The organism is Campylobacter sp. LMG 17559 (assembly GCF_024723605.1).
Lineage (GTDB): Bacteria > Campylobacterota > Campylobacteria > Campylobacterales > Campylobacteraceae > Campylobacter_D.
In genome coordinates this window covers 52,405-72,253 of the sequence record NZ_JANQCZ010000002.1, presented here as the reverse complement: position 1 = coordinate 72,253, position 19,849 = coordinate 52,405, and the positions used below count along the sequence as shown (strand labels likewise).

The 19,849-nt window shown below is 29.1% G+C and carries 28 protein-coding genes and 2 pseudogenes; 17 read left to right on the top strand and 13 right to left on the bottom strand.

The window, feature by feature from the left end:
• Entirely contained in the window at positions 1 to 678 is a 678-nt protein-coding gene (locus tag CAMP5082_RS01385) for an endonuclease (RefSeq protein ID WP_337205701.1), read from the bottom strand.
• 95 nt (positions 679 to 773) lie between these two features.
• Between CAMP5082_RS01385 and CAMP5082_RS01380 the strand changes: the two genes are divergently transcribed.
• The gene (locus CAMP5082_RS01380) at positions 774 to 1,058 is read left to right on the top strand and encodes a Mor transcription activator family protein (protein ID WP_337205700.1); all 285 of its coding nucleotides are present in this window, start codon (positions 774 to 776) and stop codon (positions 1,056 to 1,058) included.
• Between the two features lie 99 nt (positions 1,059 to 1,157).
• Positions 1,158 to 1,517: a hypothetical protein gene (locus tag CAMP5082_RS01375; RefSeq protein ID WP_337205699.1), complete on the top strand. Its 360-nt coding sequence runs from the start codon at positions 1,158 to 1,160 to the stop codon at positions 1,515 to 1,517.
• A gap of 24 nt (positions 1,518 to 1,541) precedes the next feature.
• On the opposite strand, the gene CAMP5082_RS01370 is transcribed toward CAMP5082_RS01375, so the two are convergent.
• The 12 genes from CAMP5082_RS01370 to CAMP5082_RS01315 form a co-directional block, all read right to left on the bottom strand.
• Complete coding sequence (locus tag CAMP5082_RS01370; RefSeq protein WP_337205698.1) at positions 1,542 to 2,519, bottom strand: phage late control D family protein; 978 nt, start codon at positions 2,517 to 2,519, stop codon at positions 1,542 to 1,544.
• The gene (locus CAMP5082_RS01365) at positions 2,513 to 2,704 is read right to left on the bottom strand and encodes a tail protein X (protein ID WP_337205697.1); all 192 of its coding nucleotides are present in this window, start codon (positions 2,702 to 2,704) and stop codon (positions 2,513 to 2,515) included. Before CAMP5082_RS01365 ends, CAMP5082_RS01370 begins: the two co-directional genes overlap by 7 nt.
• On the bottom strand, positions 2,697 to 3,071 hold the full coding sequence (locus CAMP5082_RS01360) for a phage tail protein (protein ID WP_337205696.1): 375 nt from the start codon (positions 3,069 to 3,071) through the stop codon (positions 2,697 to 2,699). The genes CAMP5082_RS01365 and CAMP5082_RS01360 overlap by 8 nt, the downstream gene beginning before the upstream one ends.
• A gap of 133 nt (positions 3,072 to 3,204) precedes the next feature.
• The gene (locus CAMP5082_RS01355; protein ID WP_337205695.1) at positions 3,205 to 4,443 is read right to left on the bottom strand and encodes a phage head morphogenesis protein; all 1,239 of its coding nucleotides are present in this window, start codon (positions 4,441 to 4,443) and stop codon (positions 3,205 to 3,207) included.
• A gap of 1 nt (position 4,444) precedes the next feature.
• Positions 4,445 to 5,803: a phage portal protein family protein gene (locus CAMP5082_RS01350; RefSeq protein WP_337205694.1), complete on the bottom strand. Its 1,359-nt coding sequence runs from the start codon at positions 5,801 to 5,803 to the stop codon at positions 4,445 to 4,447.
• Between the two features lie 9 nt (positions 5,804 to 5,812).
• Positions 5,813 to 7,477, bottom strand: coding sequence for a phage terminase large subunit (gene terL / locus CAMP5082_RS01345; RefSeq protein WP_337205693.1), 1,665 nt, complete (start codon positions 7,475 to 7,477; stop codon positions 5,813 to 5,815).
• On the bottom strand, positions 7,477 to 7,959 hold the full coding sequence (locus CAMP5082_RS01340) for a DUF1804 family protein (protein WP_039663924.1): 483 nt from the start codon (positions 7,957 to 7,959) through the stop codon (positions 7,477 to 7,479). The genes terL and CAMP5082_RS01340 overlap by 1 nt, the downstream gene beginning before the upstream one ends.
• The gene (locus tag CAMP5082_RS01335) at positions 7,952 to 8,371 is read right to left on the bottom strand and encodes a phage protein Gp36 family protein (RefSeq protein WP_214136116.1); all 420 of its coding nucleotides are present in this window, start codon (positions 8,369 to 8,371) and stop codon (positions 7,952 to 7,954) included. Before CAMP5082_RS01335 ends, CAMP5082_RS01340 begins: the two co-directional genes overlap by 8 nt.
• Before the next feature lie 109 nt (positions 8,372 to 8,480).
• Complete coding sequence (locus CAMP5082_RS01330; RefSeq protein ID WP_214136118.1) at positions 8,481 to 9,458, bottom strand: major capsid protein; 978 nt, start codon at positions 9,456 to 9,458, stop codon at positions 8,481 to 8,483.
• Positions 9,459 to 9,460: 2 nt separating this feature from the next.
• The gene (locus CAMP5082_RS01325; protein ID WP_214136119.1) at positions 9,461 to 10,000 is read right to left on the bottom strand and encodes a hypothetical protein; all 540 of its coding nucleotides are present in this window, start codon (positions 9,998 to 10,000) and stop codon (positions 9,461 to 9,463) included.
• A 1-nt stretch (position 10,001) separates the two neighbouring features.
• Positions 10,002 to 10,811, bottom strand: a complete 810-nt coding sequence (locus CAMP5082_RS01320) for a phage protease (protein ID WP_337205692.1) — start codon at positions 10,809 to 10,811, stop codon at positions 10,002 to 10,004.
• Position 10,812: 1 nt separating this feature from the next.
• Positions 10,813 to 11,247 (bottom strand): hypothetical protein, encoded by a 435-nt coding sequence (locus CAMP5082_RS01315; protein WP_039663912.1) that lies wholly within the window; start codon positions 11,245 to 11,247, stop codon positions 10,813 to 10,815.
• Between the two features lie 149 nt (positions 11,248 to 11,396).
• Between CAMP5082_RS01315 and CAMP5082_RS01310 the strand changes: the two genes are divergently transcribed.
• The 15 genes and pseudogenes from CAMP5082_RS01310 (at position 11,397) to CAMP5082_RS01240 (ending at position 19,848) form a co-directional block, all read left to right on the top strand.
• A complete protein-coding gene (locus CAMP5082_RS01310; RefSeq protein ID WP_337205691.1) occupies positions 11,397 to 11,786 on the top strand; it encodes a YcbK family protein in 390 nt (129 codons plus the stop codon).
• Between the two features lie 9 nt (positions 11,787 to 11,795).
• On the top strand, positions 11,796 to 12,131 hold the full coding sequence (locus tag CAMP5082_RS01305; RefSeq protein WP_337205690.1) for a hypothetical protein: 336 nt from the start codon (positions 11,796 to 11,798) through the stop codon (positions 12,129 to 12,131).
• Entirely contained in the window at positions 12,128 to 12,376 is a 249-nt protein-coding gene (locus CAMP5082_RS01300; RefSeq protein WP_039663907.1) for a hypothetical protein, read from the top strand. Before CAMP5082_RS01305 ends, CAMP5082_RS01300 begins: the two co-directional genes overlap by 4 nt.
• A gap of 79 nt (positions 12,377 to 12,455) precedes the next feature.
• A complete protein-coding gene (locus tag CAMP5082_RS01295; protein ID WP_039663905.1) occupies positions 12,456 to 12,770 on the top strand; it encodes a phage holin family protein in 315 nt (104 codons plus the stop codon).
• A pseudogene (locus tag CAMP5082_RS01290) lies at positions 12,767 to 13,165 on the top strand (phage baseplate assembly protein V); the annotation flags it as partial. The gene CAMP5082_RS01295 and the pseudogene CAMP5082_RS01290, both read left to right, overlap by 4 nt.
• A gap of 98 nt (positions 13,166 to 13,263) precedes the next feature.
• On the top strand, positions 13,264 to 13,476 hold the full coding sequence (locus tag CAMP5082_RS01285; RefSeq protein WP_240386814.1) for a hypothetical protein: 213 nt from the start codon (positions 13,264 to 13,266) through the stop codon (positions 13,474 to 13,476).
• On the top strand, positions 13,473 to 13,763 hold the full coding sequence (locus tag CAMP5082_RS01280) for a baseplate assembly protein W (RefSeq protein WP_039663898.1): 291 nt from the start codon (positions 13,473 to 13,475) through the stop codon (positions 13,761 to 13,763). Before CAMP5082_RS01285 ends, CAMP5082_RS01280 begins: the two co-directional genes overlap by 4 nt.
• Positions 13,760 to 14,926 carry a baseplate J/gp47 family protein gene (locus CAMP5082_RS01275; protein ID WP_337205688.1) on the top strand — a complete coding sequence of 389 codons (1,167 nt, stop codon included), beginning with the start codon at positions 13,760 to 13,762 and terminating at the stop codon, positions 14,924 to 14,926. Before CAMP5082_RS01280 ends, CAMP5082_RS01275 begins: the two co-directional genes overlap by 4 nt.
• The gene (locus tag CAMP5082_RS01270; RefSeq protein WP_214114817.1) at positions 14,923 to 15,531 is read left to right on the top strand and encodes a phage tail protein I; all 609 of its coding nucleotides are present in this window, start codon (positions 14,923 to 14,925) and stop codon (positions 15,529 to 15,531) included. Before CAMP5082_RS01275 ends, CAMP5082_RS01270 begins: the two co-directional genes overlap by 4 nt.
• Positions 15,528 to 16,058 (top strand): annotated as a pseudogene (locus CAMP5082_RS01265) (phage tail protein); the annotation flags it as partial. The gene CAMP5082_RS01270 and the pseudogene CAMP5082_RS01265, both read left to right, overlap by 4 nt.
• Before the next feature lie 15 nt (positions 16,059 to 16,073).
• On the top strand, positions 16,074 to 16,943 hold the full coding sequence (locus CAMP5082_RS01260) for a hypothetical protein (RefSeq protein ID WP_337205687.1): 870 nt from the start codon (positions 16,074 to 16,076) through the stop codon (positions 16,941 to 16,943).
• Positions 16,944 to 16,953: 10 nt separating this feature from the next.
• A complete protein-coding gene (locus CAMP5082_RS01255; RefSeq protein WP_337205686.1) occupies positions 16,954 to 17,574 on the top strand; it encodes a DUF4376 domain-containing protein in 621 nt (206 codons plus the stop codon).
• Positions 17,574 to 17,930: a DUF1353 domain-containing protein gene (locus tag CAMP5082_RS01250; RefSeq protein ID WP_337205685.1), complete on the top strand. Its 357-nt coding sequence runs from the start codon at positions 17,574 to 17,576 to the stop codon at positions 17,928 to 17,930. The genes CAMP5082_RS01255 and CAMP5082_RS01250 overlap by 1 nt, the downstream gene beginning before the upstream one ends.
• A gap of 11 nt (positions 17,931 to 17,941) precedes the next feature.
• Positions 17,942 to 18,658, top strand: a complete 717-nt coding sequence (locus CAMP5082_RS01245) for a hypothetical protein (RefSeq protein WP_337205684.1) — start codon at positions 17,942 to 17,944, stop codon at positions 18,656 to 18,658.
• Positions 18,658 to 19,848: a phage tail sheath family protein gene (locus CAMP5082_RS01240; protein WP_337205683.1), complete on the top strand. Its 1,191-nt coding sequence runs from the start codon at positions 18,658 to 18,660 to the stop codon at positions 19,846 to 19,848. The genes CAMP5082_RS01245 and CAMP5082_RS01240 overlap by 1 nt, the downstream gene beginning before the upstream one ends.
• Position 19,849 lies beyond the last annotated feature (1 nt).

Genomic DNA, 19,849 nt, shown 5'->3' with positions numbered 1-19,849 from the left:
CTATCTAGTTAATTTCCTAATTCTTTTTTCTTTTTCACTCATAGGATATTGTTTGTCCCAAGATTCCATAAGTTTTCTTTCTTGATCTGATAATCTAATATTATATGTTTTACTCATATATAAATAGCTTCTTGCAATATATCCTTTAGAATAATTAGCAGGATAAAATCTTTTTGCTTTAAAGTCTGTATATACTTTGCAATTTCCATATTGAGTATATTCTAAATTCAAAGGAGCCTCAGCATATCTAAAATTACTTCTATCGCCATTAACCTCGCCTATAGCAGGAACTAGGTTTTGTTTATCAGCTTCCATTTTTGCAAAAAGTGGATCTTTTTGACAAGCTTTTCTACCACCTTCTCTCCAGCAAGGCAAATGTTTTCCAAAGTTTTGTGCAGGCATAATATGTTCCCATTCTATGCGTTTTGCTCTTTGATTGATTTTACCTTTTTTAGTATATTCCTTACGTGGAGTGTATAAATCACTTTTAACTACTTCAAACTTAGTGTATTTTCCTTTTTTATTTGCTTTAAATGGAGCATTACAATAAAAATCATATTGATAAGCACTACCTAAGTTCTCATAAAGTTTTACTAATTCTTTCTTACTTTCATTAAAATTATCACTAGCTAATAAAGATAAAGATGAAAATAATAGAATAGATAAGAGTTTTTTCATTGTTTTTCCTTTATGTAAAAATGTAATTATAATCTCAATTTACCAAATTTTATTTTTTTAGATAAAATTTTAAAAATCTTTATTTAAGGCTTAATATGCTCTCTAATAGTGAATATTTTGATTATTTTATTGATTTTGTGAAAAATAATGATAAGCGTGAGATTTTAAAAGAATTTGGTGGTGGAAATATTTATATCCCAAGCTATAAGACTTTAATGAGAGATGAAGAATTAAAACAAGATTTTAAAACACTTATAAAACAAGGTTTAACCACCAAAAATGCAAGTGTAGAATGTGCCAAAAAATATGAGTTAAGCTTAAATGCTGTATATTTAATCACTAAAGAATTAAGAGAAAATTTAGAGCCAGGTTTATTTTAGTTTTAAAAATTAATTTATTTTTTTAATTTTAATAAATTTTTATATTTTAAAATTTATAATTCCTAATTCTAATCATAAAAAGCATAAAAGGAGGATATTATGGAGTTATCTTTAGCAGAAAAAGTTCATTATTTAGAACAAATTGTTATTCATAATTGTTTTATAAGTAGGATGGCATTAGAAAATCAATTCAATTTGCAAACACTAGAATCTATATATAGTATTTTTAATTTTTATTCCGAAAAAATTAATTCTGGAGATTATAATTTTACCTATGCTGATATAGAAAAAACATTTAATGAAATAAATATCAATCGAGTTGTTCTAAAATCTATAATAATAGCTTTTGGACAAAGCGAAAAATACAATAATGTAATTCAACATTATCTTAAAACAAATAATGATGCTTTCGGAAATGTATCTTTTGAATTTTTAGATTTATGGCGTAAATATTTTTAATAAATAAGTTTGAGAATTTACTAATCAGCTCTCAAACTCAACACTAACCACATAAGCTGAGTCATTAAAATTATGACTCACGCTTTTGATACTAAATTCATAATGATCCATATTAATATCTTTTATCTTAAGTTTGGCACCAGCTCTTATTTCTCTTCCTATAAGCTCGCATCTTCCATTTACTCCACCTTTTTGAAGCTCATTTAGCTTGCTTTGTGCCTTTTTAAAAGCTTCATTATCGCTTTTTGGTTGTGATATGTGCATTTTATAAATATTTTCCCCACTTCCTACTTTTATACTTTTTATCTTTGCTTCATCTATATCTTGCCACTCTACTATCACAGCAGAGTATTCATTTCTACCACTTTCTGAAATTTCTAACGAGCTACATTCACATAAAGCTATCTCAAAACAAGGTAATTTTTCATTTTTACTTGTAATGTTTGCAGCATTATCTCCTATTTTTCCATCTTTTGGTGTTATGATTAAGGTATTTTCTTTAATCATGCAAATAAATCCATATTCAAAACAAATCTTATATAAAAATTCTAAGTTGTTTTGATTGTTTTGTAATACACTTACGATATTTTGATCATCTCCGCTTGTTTTTATCTTTAAACTATTTTCACTCGCTAATTTACTTGCTATAGTAAAAAGTGTAGTATTTTCAAAACTTCTTGTTTTTTTATCTTTTATATTTGTGTCATTTTTTCCACTAAAATTAACAGCACTAGCTCTTACTTCGGTAGTATTTAAAGTGTAGTTTTTGCTCACAACATTTACATTAAAAGTTCCACATTTAAAAAGCTTTTCAAAACCAAGCCAAAGTTCTAAACTATCCCCAAACAATGGCTTAGAATAAAGTCCAAAAAAGCTTAAGCTAATCTCATCGCTTTCATTACCTTCTTTATCTTCATAAGAAATACTGATAATATTTTTAGAAAGCTTTTGTGTAACATCTTTTCCTTTGGCAATAAGTTTAAATCTTGGTTTTCTTACCATAAGGCTTTTTCCTTATCCTCTTTGATTTCAAGTTGTGGTAGAATAATCTTATCTCCTACTTTTAAAATAGGTTCTAATTTTGGATTAGCTATTAATACCTGTTCAAAGCATTGTAAATTTTTATAATGTTTATAAACTATACTATCAAGTCTTTCATTATTTTTAGCTATATAAATATTATTCATCAAAATCCCTTTCTAATTCTAAGCTAAAATCTTGCATTGCAAAACCACTCCCATCAACAAAAGAATTTTGGTTCTCATTTAAAGATAAAATGACAAATTTTCCATAATACCTTCCATTAGCTCCTGTTAAGTTGTAAGATTTTTGTTCTTTTGCCATATTCTCAAGTTTATCTAAGTAAGTGTTTCTATCCCCTTTTAAAGGTAAGGTTTTGCCTTGTATTTTAATCTTTTCACTTTCTTTAGAACTTGCAAATAAAGCATTATGATTATTAAGTCTATTTTGACTTTGTATGTTATATTCTAAGCTTCTTTCTAAATTATCAAAATTTAAAGCTTTAAACTCGAATTCTCCTAAAGCTAAAACCATTTAAACTCCTTTTTAGTTTTGCAAAGCTAAAATTATCTTAGTTAGATAGGGTTGATGGTTGCAATGTAGTAGTTGAGGATGTGCGGTAACCAGTCCGAGAACACATCGTATTGTGGGTGCAAGTCCCACCGCTCTATCTAATTTTTTCTAAGTGCTTAAGACCTTTTCTATCTTTATCCACTTTCCCAAGTGTAATAACCGCATTAGTTTTTCCAAATTTTTTTAGTTTGTAATCAGGTCTTATAATGATTTTATTCACTTTTTTACTATTTTTTATATCATCAAAAAAATAAACTAAACTTTCTTCTTTCTTGTCCCAATAAACCTCTTTTGCTTCATCTAAAACCTTAACAATTTGCTTGATTTCATCCACACTTAAGGCTTGATTGTAGTTTGCTTTTCTTTTAGGACTTGCGTATAAAAGATTGTTTTTGCTAAGTGTAAAGTATAAGTCTTCTAAGTCTTTTTTGTTAAGCTTTTCTAAAAATTCCTTAGTGTTTTTATCCATTTTACCCACTTGAATGAAATTAATAGGATATTTTTGATTGTCATTAACAATAATTTCATCTATCATTTCATCTAAACTTTTTTGCCAAGTATAAAGTTCTTTTTCGTGAGTAAAACTCTTAGCTTCTTTTGTTTTTTTGGCTGCAATACTTAGCATGTTAAGTTTTATGAAATTTTGAATTACTTCGGTGTTTTTTTGCTTATAAAGCTCATCTAAAAGCTCTTCATCATTTAAACCATTAAAATTACTTTCTTTAGTACTTGATGGTGGTGTTTTTAAGCCTTTAACTTCACTTTCTCCTAGATTTATAACTTTACATCTACAGCCATAATCATGCATGTTTACATGTGGATAGTGCGTATCCCAAAAAGGGTCATCTTTATGTAAAACTATGCCATCAAATGCTCTATGCTTATCTCTAACATGCGAATCTTGTTTTGTGCAATATTTAAGATAAGGCTTAGTGCTTTTCATTTGATTTTCATAGATAGCTTTTGCTTTAGCTTTTCTTGAGTTTTCTTCAAAAATCTTTTTTAATCTTGCACTATTAAAATGAGTTTTTTTAACTTCACCTGTTTTAGTATTTATAACTTCCTTTGAACCCCACCAACCTTTAGCTTTTAATTTTTCTTCAGCAATCTTACTCCAAGTGCTAAATTTATCTCCATTTTTTATAGCATTTACTAAAGAATCTTGTATATCTTTCAATAAGCTTTCATCTATAAGCTTGGCAATAGTAAAAACTTTTTTATGAGAAGAATGTGAAAGCTCATCATAATCAAAGCTAACTTGTGGCTTTTTATTTTTTAAAAATAAAACAGCTTCACTTGGTTCTTGGAAAAAACCTATTTTAACGTTTGGCATTTTAATCCTCCAAATATCCCAAGATATTAGAATTAACTAAAGACATATAAAGATATTTTTCAAAATCAGCTTGCTTGAGACTAGAAAAACTCCCTTGAAGTTTTTCAAATACTTCATCATAATTTTTGCTTTCTTTAATAGTTTTTTCAAATTGTTCTTTGAAAAATTTTGCCATAGCCTCATCAACTTGTAAATATTCTTTTTGTTCTAAAGCCTTATCTATAAAATCTTCTTCAAAGTCTTCTTTTAAAGTTGCTTTATTTTCAAAAATTTCTTTATTTTTAGCGTTAGTTGTTAAAATTTCTTTAACAAGCTTTCCATCTACATTATAAGTGTTTTTAATATAAGTTTCATCAAAGTTAAATCCCATGTTAAAAAGTTTCAAATCTCTTTCACAAAGTTCGTTTTTCGGATCAAATTCATTAAAAAATTGCATATATAATTCATCATTAAAATGATTAATTTCCTTAAAAAATTTAAGCGCACGATTTAGTACAAAAAGTACTATTTGTCCATCCTGCTCAGCTATTTCGTTTCTAATTTGATTGTGAGATTGCGCAGCTGCCAAAGAACCACTACTAACTTGTGATGTTAAATTTGCACCTAAAATAACACTTCTTATTTGATTATCTAAATAATTAATTATTTCTTCATAATTTGCTTTTGTGTTTGGTTGAATTAAATTAAGTTCTTCTTCTTTATCAATAACAGCACTATCCCCATTTAACATTTGATGTATTTCATTAGCAAGTGCATCAGGATCACTATCGGTTTTCGCAACAGCCCAAGGAGAGCCAAACCTTTCTAGAAACTCCATCCAAAATTTTAAACTTGCATTTTTAAGTTTTATAGGAAAATATAACTTTGAGAGTAAAGCATCACCATTTTTAAATAAAAAATTAGATCCAAAAAGCCCATAAATTGCTTTTTTATCTTCAACTAATTCATCATATCCATTGCCATTATAAATAAGCTCATCATTTTCATTAAGAGTAAAATTTCTAAAATCTCTTTGCTTTAAAATAGGATAATAAAAACCATTTTTAAGTTTATAATTAACTTCAAAAACATTAAGTCCATAAAGATGAGTTTCTAAAATTTGACCAACTAAGTCAGGGTTGAATAAATACTCAAAAGTTTCTTTAATAGCTTCATTTTTGCAAATAATTTGAATTTGTTTTGAAAGAATTACACCCTTTCTACTTTGAACAGCTTGAGTAAAGCTTAGGTCTTTAAATATCTCTCTTTGATCGTTTTCATTAATTTGCGATATGTTTAGATAATTTGAATTTATTAATATATCAACCAAAGAATTATTTTTAAACAACACTTCTCTTTTTGGTTTTTTTACTTTTTCCATAGATTTTCCTTAAAAATGTCTTATCTTTGATGTAAAACTATGACTTCTTCTTTTGATACTTGATTTTGTTCTTGCTAATAAAAAAGCACCTGCTAAGCTATCAGGCGCATCATCATTTTTACCCTCTGGAAATTCTAAAAGCTGATTTATGAGCATAGTTTGGCTTTTATGTAAAAAAAGTTCTTCATTTTCAAAGGCAATACTTAAACTCTCAATACGTTCAAACTTGCTAGTACTGTTATTTTTACCTCTTAATGGTAAGAACACTCCGCTCTCTAAACTTTTTTCTTGTATCCATTTTTTTAAGAAAAATTGACCGCCATTAGTTTCAATTTCAATTAAACGGCACTTATAAATTTTTTGTAGGTTAAAAATAGTTTTTATAATACTTTGTGCTTTTAAAATTTTAACAATGCTTTCTATTACATAAAAGCCCTTTGCAGCTTTACCAATAACTGTAATTGCTGTATAATCGCTTTTTGCTTTCTCTCCTGCTGGATCAATATACATGTAATATTGGCTAATGGGTGGTAAGTGATTATAAAAATTAATTGTTTCAAGATTAAATATTTGATTTTCACTTCTTGGATTATTAAGTTGCTCTTTATTGAAAGCTTTTAGGTTTTCAGCTCTTAATTTCATTAAATCTTCTAAACTTTTAGCCTCGCTCCAAAGAACTTTAGCTCCCTTATCCATTAAGGTTTTATTTTTTATGTAAAAATTATGAGCGCTTTTAAAATCACTATTTCTATAAAGTGTAGCATACTCATCCCATAAATCAAGTCTTTGTGGAAATTCTTCAATAGAACGAAATACTTTTGGATTCCAAAAACCAAGTTTTAATTTTCTTGCTAGAACGCTATCATTATGCAAAATTGTACCAATATAAAGCACATCAAGCTTTCCATCAGCACTTCCTAAGTTTAAAACAGCCTCATCTACCCAATCTTCTAGTTTATCTCTTTGATCTTTACTTCTAACATTGGTGTCATTTTCTAAATCATCCAAAATAACCAAATCAGGTCTTTTAACCCCATATCTAACACCACGCAATCTTTTTCCACTTCCAAAAGCTTTAACCTTAACACCGTTATTACTAACAAATTCTCCAACACGCCAAGTCTTGCCAATTCCTACTACTTCAGGAAAATCAAGTTTTAAATGGGGATTATCTTCAAGTTCTGCTTTTATAGCTTCAAGCATTCCTTCCATAAGCTCTACTGCATCTGAGATTTCTACTATAAAGCTTTTGTAATTAAAAACCAAACACCATAAAGGAAAAAGCTGTGAGGTATAAGTTGATTTACCATGTGCTCTTGGGGCAGCTATAGCATGTTTTTCTCCTTTACTCTCTTTTTTAAGTGCCAATTTTTCAAAAACTTTATTTAAATGCAAATGTAAAGCACACTCACCTTTAATGGTAAAATAATGCGGAAAGTAAGTTCTTGCAAAATAATCAAAATCCACACTTGCTCTTTTAATTCTTTCTTCTTTTAAGGCAGGATCTAAATGACTTTCATGCAAAAATTGAGTTTTTAATTCATTTTTTAACTCATCCATCCATTCTAAAAAGTCTTTTCTTTGCATAGCACTTTTTAACTCGTTTGGGGTGCTCTCATGTTTTTGCTCATTCGAGATTAAAAACTCATCTAATTCTTCTTTAGTAAAAAGCATTATTCATCCATTGCTAAGATTTCTTTTTCTATCACGCCACTTTCTAAAAGCAATACTAGTTTGCTCACACAATCTTTATCATTTTTCAAATGGCTTATTATGATTTCAACTACCTTTTTAGCGACATTTAAACGATAAGTACTTGGATCTTCAAGTCTTGCTACTTTTCTCATTTTTGAAAAACTATCTCCTATTCTTGCAATAGCTTCAGTTTTTTTCTCAGCATTCATTTTTTCATCAGAATTGATATTTTCAATCGCGCGAAACATTTGATCTGTAAAGCTTTCATATAAAGATGCACTTTCCTTATCTTTAATTTTTGAAGTTAAAAGACTAGTTTTAACCTTATCCCAATCTCCATCTTTTGCTTTGTAATTTCTTATAGTTTTTTCATTACGGTTTAAAATTTTTGCAATTTTGAAAATATCAAAACCTGCAATGTATAGTTCTTTTGCAAGTTCTTTAATCTCATTGCTAGCCATTTATACTCCTTAAATCCATTCTTCTTCTTTTGTGTTTAAACGCCCTAGCTTTGTTTTGTGGAATAAAATCATCTTCATCAATTTCAGTTGGAATTTTTTTATTAGCCATTTTTAAAAGCAAATCATTTGCCCATTCTATAATTTCATTCAAACTTTCCTTTGGAAAATCATTACGGCGTTTTAGCTCCATAATTGTAAGCTTTACACAAATATCTTTTAAAAGAGGAGTTGGTTTATTAGGTATCTTTATAAAACTTGCAATATAACTTTGTGCATCATTAATGGCATCATCAATTACTTCTTTATCGCACACGCCATTGGCATTTAAATCGCTAAGTTGTGCAATATCATCAAAACTTAATTCTTTGGTTAAATCATACTCGTTGATTAAAAATGATTTTACTTCTTTCATTATTTGCCTTTTAAGCTGGTTAAAATATGGTTAAAATCGTTTAAAATAATTTTCCAATATCTTTTTAGCTTTAAAGGTAAAAAATACTTTTAAAGCTAAATTTATGCGTTTATTTTAAAACAAGCTTAATAAGTCCATTTGGTCTAGTACAAACTGGCATTGCTCTCATTTCACCTACAATTTCAATTCCAGCTCCACGAGATAAAATCTCAGGCTTAGAAACAAACATTAAACTTGGTGCTTTTCCTAAAGCTTCTGTATGATTAGCTCTTGTGAAGTAAATGCGATTAGAATTATCTTTTGGAACAACAATACCTTCATTGCTTGCTAAAAATTCTACATTTTTACCTTTTGTATTTTTATATTTTGCACTATAACGGCGGAATTTAATTCCATAAAGAATTAAAGATTTATCTTTTTCATCTCTACTTGCAAGATTATTTTTATAAAGATCTTCACTCAATGCAAGATTAGAAATGCTCGCAAAAAGTTCATTTCCACAAAGCACTTCATAATCTATATTAGTGCCAAATTCATCAACTATTGCAGCATCTATACTATCGCATATATTAGCTAGTGTTGCACTTCCATCTTTTTTAACTTCAATAGTAGTTTTATTTGTACTACCAAAATCAAAAAGCACATTTCCTTTACCATCTAAAATCTTGCCAAACAAAGCTCCATTTGCCATGTATTCAAGTGTGGTAGCAAAGCTTTCCCTCATTCTCTTAATACAAACACCAATAGCCCCGCTTAAAGTTTTAATTTGAGCTTCTCTTAAAGCTAGTGATCTTAAATTATTGATTTCGCTAGCTGAAATTCTTTCAGCTAATGCAAAGCGTGGTAATGGAATATTTAAAATATAAGAATTTCTGGTTTCTTCTAAAAGGTGTTCCCCGTTTTCACTCACACTATTTAAAACAACACCAGCTCCTTTTATAATTTCAACTCTTGCTGTACTTTCTAAAGAAGGAACTTTTTCTTTAAAAAAAGTATCACTTACAAAATGTGGCGAAGCTTTGGTTTGATTAATAACTTCGCTAACTTTTGTGCTTGAAAAAATCTCTAAAAGTTTTTCTAAATCCATTGTTACTCCTTAGTATTAATAATTAAATTTTGCAAAAAAGCTTTTTTGATTGCACTTTGATGAATATCTGAAAGAATTACTTCGCCCATAAGCAAAACTCCATAATAACCATTATTAAATACATCATCTTTAAGCACTGCTAATTTGATATTTTCCTTAGCGCTAATATCTTCATTTGGGCATTTTTTAAAATTTTCCCCATAATCTTCACTAATAAGCAAAGTTCCTCTTGCTAAACTTGGATTTAATTCCATATCAACCTTTGCATTAATTGAAAACAAATCTTTAACAATAAGACTTTCTAGTCCTTTTGGCATAGCAACTAAAGGTTCATTGCTTAAACTTTTTTGTATATTTTTTGGTGGCATTTGTTCTCCTTGTTCTTTTATGAGAGTAGTTTTTTCTTCAATGCTTTGGCTTACTAACTCAATATTTTCATCTACTGCTTTTACATCATCTTGCAATTTTAAAGCTTCATTTTGTGTATTTTCATCAAGATTTTTTGTATTTGGTTTGTTTTGATTTTCGTTTTTTCTTGCCATTTTAAGCCTCTAACATCATTTTAACAACATCTAATTCTTCATTGTTGCTTGGGGTATTTTTGTTTGCAAATTTATTATTTTGCATATTGTTAATTTCTGGAGCACTATTAATAAAAGCAGTAAATCCTTCAAGGTCTTTACATGCATAAGTTAATGCCCATTCTTTTTGAGAATTTGCAATTTTTCCACTACTTAAAGCATTCTCTACTAAAGAATTAGCCAAATCTTTAGTACTTTCTTCGTTTTGTTTTTTTAAGTCCTCATTTTCTTTTTTTAGCAATCCGTTCTCATCTTTTAAAGCTATAATTTGAGATTCTAACTCTTTAATTTTTTCATCCATTTTTTCTCCTTTATTTTGATTATTTTTATTAGCAATAAGCTCATCAAGCTCATCTATAAACGGTGTGTTTGTTAGAGCAACAGAGTGTAATTTTGCTCTTATTAATTTTCCACTTTTATTGTCTTTTGCATTAAATTCAAAGACAGGAGATAAATAGCGGTATTGTTTATTTGCTATATATTTTTTAGCTTCCTCATTAAACTCAGCTTTTGCCATTAGTGCATCATTTTCTAAGAAAAGCTCTTTAATCCAACCTGCAGCTGGAGCTTTTTCATTTTTAAGAGTTTGATGTTCATAATCTATAACTATGTCAATCTTTTTTTGATTAAAATTATCAATCATAGACTCTAAATCTTTATCATCTATCTTAAAAACACCATTAGCATGACCTTTCCATTCTCCTTTTATGGCTACTTTTATTGGCTTATCATTGCTAGCTTCAACTAGGTTTTCTTTATTGATAAAAAACATTTTAAATCCTTAAAAAATCATTTTTTGGCAAAAAACCACTTTGCAAAGTTCTTGCATAAATACTTAAATAACCATGATCACTAACTCCTTCATAAATCTTTTTAAGATCTTTTAACTCTACCCTAAAGCCATTATTAAGCTCTGCATTTGAAAGCACCTTATCAACGCTTTCTATGGTGTCAAATAATTTGTGTTTTGCATCTATTCTATGTTTAGGTGTTTTTGATTTGGTGTGAGTTAAAATATAAAGTTTCCAAGTACCTATTTTATTTTCTAAATCTTTATAGCTTTCTCCTTCAAAATCAAGCAAAAGCGAAGCTTCTAAACCATTGATACAAGTTGCTATATTTTGAGTATTTTCAAATTCCCCTAAATATGCTCTGATATTAAAATCTTCAAGTAATTTTAAAAGCTCAACTTCAAATTCTTTAAGCATTTGTTTCCTTATAAAAAATTGATGGCATTTTAGAATGAGAGTTTTTTACTTTCAAATAATGATTTTTGCACAAAGGTTTTAGCACAATTTTTTTCTATTTTTTAAAGAACCTTTTTTATTAAACTTGCAGCAATTCAAAGGAGAAGAAAATGAAAGCAAACCCTTATTTTAAACTTGATGAGTTTAAATGCAGATGTGGAAAATGTGAATTGCCAAAAGGTGTACCAAGTGATGAGCTTGTGGATATTCTTTGTCAAATAAGGGAGCATTTTAACTCATCTATAATTATAAATAGTGCTTATAGATGTGCTTCTCATAATGCTAAAGTTGGCGGTTCCCCTAAATCTCAACACACCTTAGGGAGTGCAGTAGATTTTGTAGTTAAGGGTGTTAAAACAGAGGAAGTTCATCAATATGTTTTAGATAATTTTAGCAAAAGAGGTTTAGGGATTGCTATAAAACATAATTTTGATAATCCTTATGCAGGTTTTGTCCATATTGATACGCGTGGTAAAAAAGCAAGATGGACTTATGCTTAAAGGTTTAAAATGTTTGATATATCTAAATTATTTGGCTTTGAAAAAATAGCTATTTTTACCTTAGTTGTTTTAAGTTCTTTTTTGTTTTTTAAAAACCATACTCTAACTTTAGAAAATGAAAATTTAAAGCTTAAGTCTTTGCATTTAAGTAGTGAAATAAATGTATTTAAAGATAAGTTAAAAGAGCAAAATAATGCTATTGAAAAATTAAAAATAGAGTTAAAACCCGAAGAGGTTTTAAAAGAAGTTTTAAAGGTTGATAAGGTTTTTATCAAGGATGAAAGCTGTCAAAGTGAGCTTAATGCTTATAAGGAGCTTTTTAATATCTTAGGTAGCAAGCAATGAGAATTCTTTATATAAAACTATTAATCCTTCCTTTTGTTTTAAGTGCTTGTGCTAACAAGGATATTTTGATTAAAACTGAATTTAGCGAGGTTAAAATACCTGTTAAATGCCCTTTAAAGCTTCCTTTAAAACCTTTAAACAAAGGTGATTTAGCTAGTGCAAAAGAACTTAGTAAATATTATTTAGAAATTGAAAGTATTGCTAAAACTTGCACAGGATGGGATGAAAATGAAACTAGTTATTGAACTTAGCATTGCTTCTTTGTTTTCTAGCTTTGCTTTAGCTTTATTTTATTTGATTGAAATTCTTACAAGGAACTAGCACATGAAGTTAGAAGATATTTTTGTATATATAGTTTTAATGATAGTAAGCTTTATAGCAGGACTTGTAGGAATAGTAACAAAAAATAAGCTCAGCAAAGAGCTTAACATAAAAGGCAAGTTTATACTCTTTTTAAAAGGTATGCTTGGGTCTATGTTTGTAGCTTACTTGGTTTTTGAAATTGTAAGTTATTTGAATTTTGGCATAAAACTTAGCGTTGCTATGGGTGGATTTGCAGCTTATATGGGAACAGATGCATTACTTAAAATAGAACAGCTTGTAGAAAAAATAATAAGCAAGAAAGTAGAAAAACTATGAATGAGCTTGGCATCATTTGCGACATTAAAGACAACAAAGCAAAAGTTGCTATTGGAGAAATGGTAACTGATTTTTTAAGTGTTTTTCAAGCTTTTTCAAATTCTTACGCAGTGAGCTTTTCACCTTTAAGAATAGGAGAACAAGTTTTAGTAATGCCTGTGCGCGGGGATTTAAATTCAGGTGTAATTTTGCGTGGGCTTTATCAAGAAAAACACAAAGCAAAAAACACAGATACTAATACTTTTAATATAGACTTTGAAGATGGAACACACCTAGAATATAACTCTAAGAGTAGCACTTTAAAGCTTGATGTAACTAAAGATATAAATATTACTTGTATTAATGCACATATTAAAGCAGAAAAAGTTTTAGTTGATAGTCCTAGTATTGATTTAGGACTTGGTGGTAAAGGTGTGGTAACTACTGAATGCATTTGTGCTTTTACGGGAAGCCCACATCCACATGGCTCAAGCAATACAAGGAGTAAAATCTAATGGCAATTTCACAAGGCTCTTTAGTTTTAAAAATGGAAAAACATTTACAAGATCAAGGTTACTTAAGAGTAGAAGATGAAGATAATGGCAGGGGATATAGAAGATATTCTATGCCGTTTTTAAGAGCCTTAGCTGCAGCTATTGTAGAAGAAATTAAAGAAAATGCCAAAGCAATTGACACAGCAGATGGTGGTAAGTGGAGTATAGAATGAAATTTATGGTTAGCATTGAAGAAAGTGTTAAAGACATTTTAATCACTCCTTTGGGTTCAAGAGTAATGAGACCTGAGTATGGTTCTTTGCTTTATACACTAATAGATAGAAAAATTGATGATGATTTTAAAATCAAACTTACTAGATATACAGCAGAGGCTATTTCAAAGTGGGAAAAAAGAGTAAGGTTAAAAGGTGTGCGTTTGAATGAATGCAAAGATAATAAATTAAACATTACCTTGCTTTTTGAAAATTATCAGGATTTAAAAGTGGAGCTTAGTAAATGAGTGAAATTTTAAACGCTAATAATGCATACTTTAAACAAAGCTTTTTAAAAGATATTCCTTATCCAAAAATCATAGAAGAGCTTGATTTTGAAAATATTTTAAAAGATCTTGAAGAGCTTTTTAAAAGCTTTTTAAATGAAAATGTAGAGCTTTTAGAATCAGATCCTTTTAAGGCTGTATTAGAAGCACTTGCTTATAGAGAAATGATAATTAGAGCAAGAATTAATGAGGCAATAAAAGCTACATATTTGCACTATGCTAGTGGAAGTGATTTGGATAATGTAGTAGCAAATGGCTATTTGATACAAAGGCTTAAAGGAGTTAAACCAACAGCCAAAGTAGAGTTTGAATTAAATACTTTACTTACTTATGATGTAATCATTCCAAAGGGTGCGATTTTTTCCAATGAAAATGCTGATATTGCCACCTTAAAAGAAGAAGTGATAATCAAAAAAGGACAAAACAAAGCACAAGGTATTTTAGAACTTGATGAGTTTGTGCAAAGTAAAGAAAGTAAAACCGAGTTTTTACAAACCCCACTGCCTTTTGTAACTAAAATAAAACAACTTGAAAGTTTTAGTGGTGGAGCAAGTGAAGAAAGTGATGAAGCCTTAAGAGAAAGAGCTGTAATGAGTGTGCATAGATTTTCAACAGCAGGAAGTGAAAAAGGATATATCTATCATGCCCTAAGTGCAAGTGCTAAGGTAGCTTCAATTAAAGCTTTAAATAATGGAGCAGGAAAAGTAAGAGTTATTATTAAAAGTGAAGATAAAGCAAGTGTTGATGTGGTTAAAGAGTATTTAAGTGCAGATGAAAGAAGACCTTTAACTGATGAAGTAAGCGTGGAGTTAGCTAAGAAAAGAGAGTTTATTATAGAAGCTAAACTTTTGCTTTTAGAATTAAGTCGTGCTAATGAAATTAGCGAAAAAATCAATGCCTTACAAAGTGATTTTGATTTAAGTGTAGATTTAGCACTGGGATTTATTTACAAATGCTTACATCAAGATGGGGTTTATAAGAGTGAAATTTTAAGCATTAAAGAAAAAATTACAAATGAAGAAGAGCAAGAATTAAAAGACTTACCTTTGGAAAATATATTAATAGCTGATGATGAGTTTGCAAAAATTAGCTTTGAACTTAGCTATGAAAAGGCTATATTATGAGTAACTTAGTTTTAAACCACCACCCAAAACAAAGCAAAGCCATTGATTTAAGTGCAAAGGCAAGATTTGAAGATTTAAATTTAGCTAGTATCACAAATTTAGCACAGCATTGTGATGAAAGATTGTTGCCAATTTTAGCAAATGCTTATGATGTAAGTATTGATGGTTTAAGCCAAAAAGAAGCAAGAGTGCTTTTAAGTAAAGCTTTAATGCTTAAAAGACATGCAGGAACTACCTATGCCATAAAAGAAAGCTTAAAAGCAGTATTTGATACAGCTTTAGTAGAAGAATGGTTTAATTATGATGGTAAGCCTTATCATTTTAAAGTAAAAGTAACTAGTTCTTCTAAACCTTTTGATGAAAACACTTTTAAACAGCTTGAAAAACTTATTTATGAGTATAAAAATGTGCGTAGTGTTTTAGAAAGTATTGAGTTAAAAGTGCAAAGTAATTGTGATAAATACAATGCTAGTGCCAATTTTACAATAGAAAATATAAGTGTTTTACCGCTTAGAGTAAGACAAAGACAAGCAAAGCTTTCTTCTTTTAATGCAATAGCTGTTTTTATTAGTGAGAAAAATATACAAAGTGGAGTTGTTTTATGAATAGTGAATTTTACACCATACTCACAAAAATAGGTATAGCAAAAATCATTGATGCAAGAGCTAGTGGAAAAGCTATAGTTCTTTCTAAATTTAAAGCCTCTTCAAAAGTTATCATTCCTAAAGAAGAGATGCAAAGTCTAGAAGAGATTGTGTATGAAGCAAATATTAATTCTAAATATGTGGATGAAAAAAATGATCATCATTTGATTTTAGAATGCATTATAGGTGCAAAAGAAGGTGGATTTGAGATTAATGCTATAGGTATATATGATGATGAAAATGATTTAATCGCTATAGGAAATGTCCCAAGAACCTATAAGCCACTTTTAGAAGAAGGTGCTGCTAAAGAGATTATCTTTAAAATCATAATGGAGCTTTCTAATACTAAAGATGTGATCTTAGAACTTGATAAGAGCATGGCTTTGGCAAGTAAAGATTATGTTGATAATATGAAAATAAATCTCTTATTACCTATAACAAGTAACTCTAATGCTATCTTAAAAATTTTTAATGAAAAAATAGACAAAATCAAAGGAGAATAAATGAGTGTTGATATGAGTTCAAAAATAGATGAATTAGCTCACAATATAGGAGAAGTCATAAATAGAGCTAATGCATTGATGGATAAATTTGAAAAAAATGAAGGTGATATTGCTGGTATTCAAAACCAATTAAGTAAAAAATCTACTATTTTAACATCTCAATTAGATTTAACAGTTGGAACTGGACCTGAAACTACAACGCATTTTAATTCTTTGCAAAAAGCATTAGACTATGCAGTTACATTAAAACCTAAAGGTAATATTAGGGTGATTATAACTTTAAAAAGAGGTTTTATTTTAGAAGAGCAGATTGTTATGAAAGATAAAAATTATAGTTTTATTCAAATTAAATCCGAAGATGCTGAAGTTGAAGCAAAAGGAGAGAATGCTAAAAACACTTTTGGTATAGGTATAGCAATGATTTATACTGTAAATTGTGCCAGCTCTGCTGAATTTAATTGTATTTTTAAAATGAGTATTGCTGGAAAAGAAAAATGCCCTACAGGATTTGCTTTTGTAAATGGTTCTGTATGCTATATGCAAAATGGTGGTTTTAAAAATTGCAAAACAGGATTGGGAGCTAATGTAGGCTGTAGAGTATCTTTGAAAGGTTGTGATTTTAGTGGTTCTACTCAATATGGTATTTATAGCGGTATAGATAGTATAGTTCAATTATCAAGTCCTACAATGAGAGATTGTCCTTCGAGTGCAACTTTGTTAAGAGCTATTGATAATGGAAAAATACAAGTAGATAGAGGTATATATAGAAGAGGGTCTGACTCTGCAAAAATATCAAATATAACACCAAACGATAGAAGCTCGCTAGATGGATTTATCTACGGGTCCGCCACGACTAATTTAGATAATTAAGGAGTTAATAATGTATATAACAAAAGAAACGCTTGGAAGATATAAAGATTTAACAATGGATAATATTAATTCTCATATACAAAGAAGACACAAATTAGCGTTTAGAGAAAATGATTTAAACAAAGATGAAAACGGTGAGTTTATCGATGACATTACACCACAAGAAATTGAAAATGGTACTAAAGCGGTTAAAGAACACTGTCTAGCAAATGATAATATGAATTTATATTTTGAGTACCTACTAGCAATTTCACAAGAAGATGAAAAATTAAATGCTTTAAAAGAAAAGAAAAAACATGAAATTCAAACTAAAAGAGATGAAGCTTTAGAAAGCGGACTTGTTTATAATGAGCATATTTTCCAAACAAGAGAAAAAGATAAACTCAACATCAATGGAGCTGTAACTAATTTAATGCTTGATATACAAAGTAAAGCCAACTCGATCTCTGAAATCATTTGGATTGATATCAATGATGAAAAAGTGACTTTTACACCACAAGATTTTTTAAAATTTGCTTCAATGGTGGCTTATCATACCCAAGAAATTACCTTTAAAGCAAATATTTTAAAGGAAAGTATAGAGCAAGCTAAATCTGAGCAAGATCTAGAAGCTATTGTTTGGGAGGAATGATGAAAAAAGTAATTTTAAAACCATTTAGCAAAGATAGATTTATACTTGTGCAAGATTATGAGTTTAGTTTAAAAAGCTTTAAAGGAAAAATCCCTGCTAATTTTACAAGCAATGGAGCAAATATTCCTAGAATTTTTTGGAGTATTTTTCCACCAAACTCACCTGAATATTTAAGTGCGGTTGTTGTGCATGATTATTTATGTGAAAGAGCTAATACTAGAAATGATTATAAATTAGCAGATTTGGCTTTAAAAGAAGCTATGCAAGCCTTAGGATGTTCTAGTGTTAAAACTTTTATTTTTTATCATGCATGCAATAGCTTTCATGCAATTAAATGCTTTTTAAAAGGTATTTAAAGGAGTTTAAAATGGATTATGGCATTTCTTATATACCAGAAGATGGGCAAGGTGGCTTAATAAAACCTCCAACTCAAAAACCAGAAGTAATTGATAAAGAATTTATAGAAAAACTTATAAATGAAAAACTAAGTCATACTAAAGATGGTTTAAATGGCAAAAATGCTTTAAACATAGAGCTTAAAGTAGAAGATAAAAAGCTTTTTTATAGACATTCTTTGAAAGAAAATCCTATTTTTACTTTTAAAGAAAAAATAGAGTTTCAAGCAAGCTCTTTGGCTTATTTTGAAAAATTTACAATTAAAAGCTTTCCAAATAATGCAAAAAAAGCAAAAATATCTTTAGTTACTATTTTTGCAGATAATGGAAAAAATTTTAGCATTAGTGCTAATACTCAAGGATCTTATGAGTATCTTGGAAAATTAAATCCAAAAGAAGCAAGTATTGTGCTAATCAATGAAAAAAGTGCAATGTTTAAAGCAGAATTAGATTATAAAATTTTAAAAGAAAACATTCTAAGTTCTATTGAGCAAGCTTTATATATTGATAAGATTTTTATCACTTTAGATTTAATTGATGAAAATGAGCAAGTCATATCAAAATGCGTTATTTCTTATACATTCTTACAAGAAGATTTAAACTCAGATTTTCAAGAATTATATGATTTTAATAATACAGCTAACACTTTAAGCACAAAATCAAAAGAATTAAAAAAAGGAGTTAAATAATGGCAGCTAATTATGGAGTTAATTTTACTATAGAAAATGGTGCAGCAAGTCCTATAGCTATACAAAGTGATACGCCTATAGGTATAGCTGGAGTGATTGAGGGTGCAAGTAAAGATATGATTTATACTAAGGCTGGATATGAGAGTGTTCAAACTATGCCAATTTTTGCTTTTTCTAATGTAAGTAAGGCAAAAGAGTTTGTAAGTGATTTGATTAAAGAGCATAATTTGCAAGATTTTAGACTCTTAGATACTTTAGAATGCATTAATTTACAAAATGTTTCTAATGTGATTATCATTAGTTTTTTTGAAAAAGATACAGAGGATGAAAACACTTTAGCAAATGCAAGTGAAGCGATAGAAATGTTTAAAAAAGCAAAGCATCGCACAGGCTTTGCTCCTGATTTAATCATTGCTCCTTATTATTCTCATGAAGCAGGCATAAAAGCTAAACTTCAAAGCGTAGCAGAGGCTATGAATATTACAGCTATAGTAGATTTATATGCAAACAATACTGGAGAAGCTATTAATGCTATGGAAAGTTTTAGCTCAAAAAGATTGGTTGCCACTTGGCCTTGGGTGCAAATTTTAAATACACAAGGAAAATACACCTATGTTCCTCAAAGCCCAATCATAGCAGCAATGATAGCCCATACTGATGGAGATAAAGAATATGGCTTTAGTGATTCTTACTCCAATAGAGTTATGAATGGAGTAACTGGGAGTGAGCATTTTGTGGAATTTATTATGGGTGAAGATTGTGATGCAGATAGATTAAGAAAAAATCATATTTCAACTTGTATTCTTTATGAGGGCTTTAGAACTTGGGGTGGTGAAAGCAGTGATGAAGATACCATATGGCAAGATTTAGCAAGAGTAAGAACTTTTGATCGTATAGCCATAGCAGCCCAAAAGGCTTCTTTTAAAGCAATTGATAAAAAAGCTAGTGAGCTTTATTTTGTGAAGATTAGTGTTGAAGAAATGCTAAGAAATTTAAAAGGTGCTAATGTTTTAATTGGCTATGATGTAGAGTGGGATGAGGAGCAAAACACTCCAAGCAATGTTAGTGCTGGTAAATTTTACTTAAAAGTAAAAATCATGAATAACCCAATTGTAAAACAACTAACCATTAACTTCAAATACTCAGATGAGTGGAGTGATGATTTGATTAAAACTATGCAAGGAGAGTAAA

Excerpts from the sequence above, each read along its gene's own strand:
- CAMP5082_RS01250 (WP_337205685.1), top strand. The coding sequence starts at position 17,574 with ATGAAAAAAGTAATTTTAAAACCATTTAGCAAAGATAGATTTATACTT.
- CAMP5082_RS01385 (WP_337205701.1), bottom strand. The coding sequence starts at position 678 with ATGAAAAAACTCTTATCTATTCTATTATTTTCATCTTTATCTTTATTA.
- CAMP5082_RS01355 (WP_337205695.1), bottom strand. The coding sequence starts at position 4,443 with ATGCCAAACGTTAAAATAGGTTTTTTCCAAGAACCAAGTGAAGCTGTT.
- CAMP5082_RS01270 (WP_214114817.1), top strand. The coding sequence starts at position 14,923 with ATGAGTAACTTAGTTTTAAACCACCACCCAAAACAAAGCAAAGCCATT.
- CAMP5082_RS01315 (WP_039663912.1), bottom strand. The coding sequence starts at position 11,247 with ATGCTTAAAGAATTTGAAGTTGAGCTTTTAAAATTACTTGAAGATTTT.
- CAMP5082_RS01260 (WP_337205687.1), top strand. The coding sequence starts at position 16,074 with ATGAGTGTTGATATGAGTTCAAAAATAGATGAATTAGCTCACAATATA.
- CAMP5082_RS01240 (WP_337205683.1), top strand. The coding sequence starts at position 18,658 with ATGGCAGCTAATTATGGAGTTAATTTTACTATAGAAAATGGTGCAGCA.
- CAMP5082_RS01370 (WP_337205698.1), bottom strand. The coding sequence starts at position 2,519 with ATGGTAAGAAAACCAAGATTTAAACTTATTGCCAAAGGAAAAGATGTT.
- CAMP5082_RS01305 (WP_337205690.1), top strand. The coding sequence starts at position 11,796 with ATGTTTGATATATCTAAATTATTTGGCTTTGAAAAAATAGCTATTTTT.
- CAMP5082_RS01310 (WP_337205691.1), top strand. The coding sequence starts at position 11,397 with ATGAAAGCAAACCCTTATTTTAAACTTGATGAGTTTAAATGCAGATGT.
- CAMP5082_RS01285 (WP_240386814.1), top strand. The coding sequence starts at position 13,264 with ATGGCAATTTCACAAGGCTCTTTAGTTTTAAAAATGGAAAAACATTTA.
- CAMP5082_RS01255 (WP_337205686.1), top strand. The coding sequence starts at position 16,954 with ATGTATATAACAAAAGAAACGCTTGGAAGATATAAAGATTTAACAATG.
- CAMP5082_RS01320 (WP_337205692.1), bottom strand. The coding sequence starts at position 10,811 with ATGTTTTTTATCAATAAAGAAAACCTAGTTGAAGCTAGCAATGATAAG.
- CAMP5082_RS01340 (WP_039663924.1), bottom strand. The coding sequence starts at position 7,959 with ATGGCTAGCAATGAGATTAAAGAACTTGCAAAAGAACTATACATTGCA.
- CAMP5082_RS01280 (WP_039663898.1), top strand. The coding sequence starts at position 13,473 with ATGAAATTTATGGTTAGCATTGAAGAAAGTGTTAAAGACATTTTAATC.
- CAMP5082_RS01275 (WP_337205688.1), top strand. The coding sequence starts at position 13,760 with ATGAGTGAAATTTTAAACGCTAATAATGCATACTTTAAACAAAGCTTT.
- CAMP5082_RS01330 (WP_214136118.1), bottom strand. The coding sequence starts at position 9,458 with ATGGATTTAGAAAAACTTTTAGAGATTTTTTCAAGCACAAAAGTTAGC.
- CAMP5082_RS01350 (WP_337205694.1), bottom strand. The coding sequence starts at position 5,803 with ATGGAAAAAGTAAAAAAACCAAAAAGAGAAGTGTTGTTTAAAAATAAT.
- CAMP5082_RS01325 (WP_214136119.1), bottom strand. The coding sequence starts at position 10,000 with ATGGCAAGAAAAAACGAAAATCAAAACAAACCAAATACAAAAAATCTT.
- CAMP5082_RS01360 (WP_337205696.1), bottom strand. The coding sequence starts at position 3,071 with ATGGTTTTAGCTTTAGGAGAATTCGAGTTTAAAGCTTTAAATTTTGAT.
- CAMP5082_RS01300 (WP_039663907.1), top strand. The coding sequence starts at position 12,128 with ATGAGAATTCTTTATATAAAACTATTAATCCTTCCTTTTGTTTTAAGT.
- CAMP5082_RS01375 (WP_337205699.1), top strand. The coding sequence starts at position 1,158 with ATGGAGTTATCTTTAGCAGAAAAAGTTCATTATTTAGAACAAATTGTT.
- terL (WP_337205693.1), bottom strand. The coding sequence starts at position 7,477 with ATGCTTTTTACTAAAGAAGAATTAGATGAGTTTTTAATCTCGAATGAG.
- CAMP5082_RS01335 (WP_214136116.1), bottom strand. The coding sequence starts at position 8,371 with ATGAAAGAAGTAAAATCATTTTTAATCAACGAGTATGATTTAACCAAA.
- CAMP5082_RS01380 (WP_337205700.1), top strand. The coding sequence starts at position 774 with ATGCTCTCTAATAGTGAATATTTTGATTATTTTATTGATTTTGTGAAA.
- CAMP5082_RS01245 (WP_337205684.1), top strand. The coding sequence starts at position 17,942 with ATGGATTATGGCATTTCTTATATACCAGAAGATGGGCAAGGTGGCTTA.
- CAMP5082_RS01365 (WP_337205697.1), bottom strand. The coding sequence starts at position 2,704 with ATGAATAATATTTATATAGCTAAAAATAATGAAAGACTTGATAGTATA.
- CAMP5082_RS01295 (WP_039663905.1), top strand. The coding sequence starts at position 12,456 with ATGAAGTTAGAAGATATTTTTGTATATATAGTTTTAATGATAGTAAGC.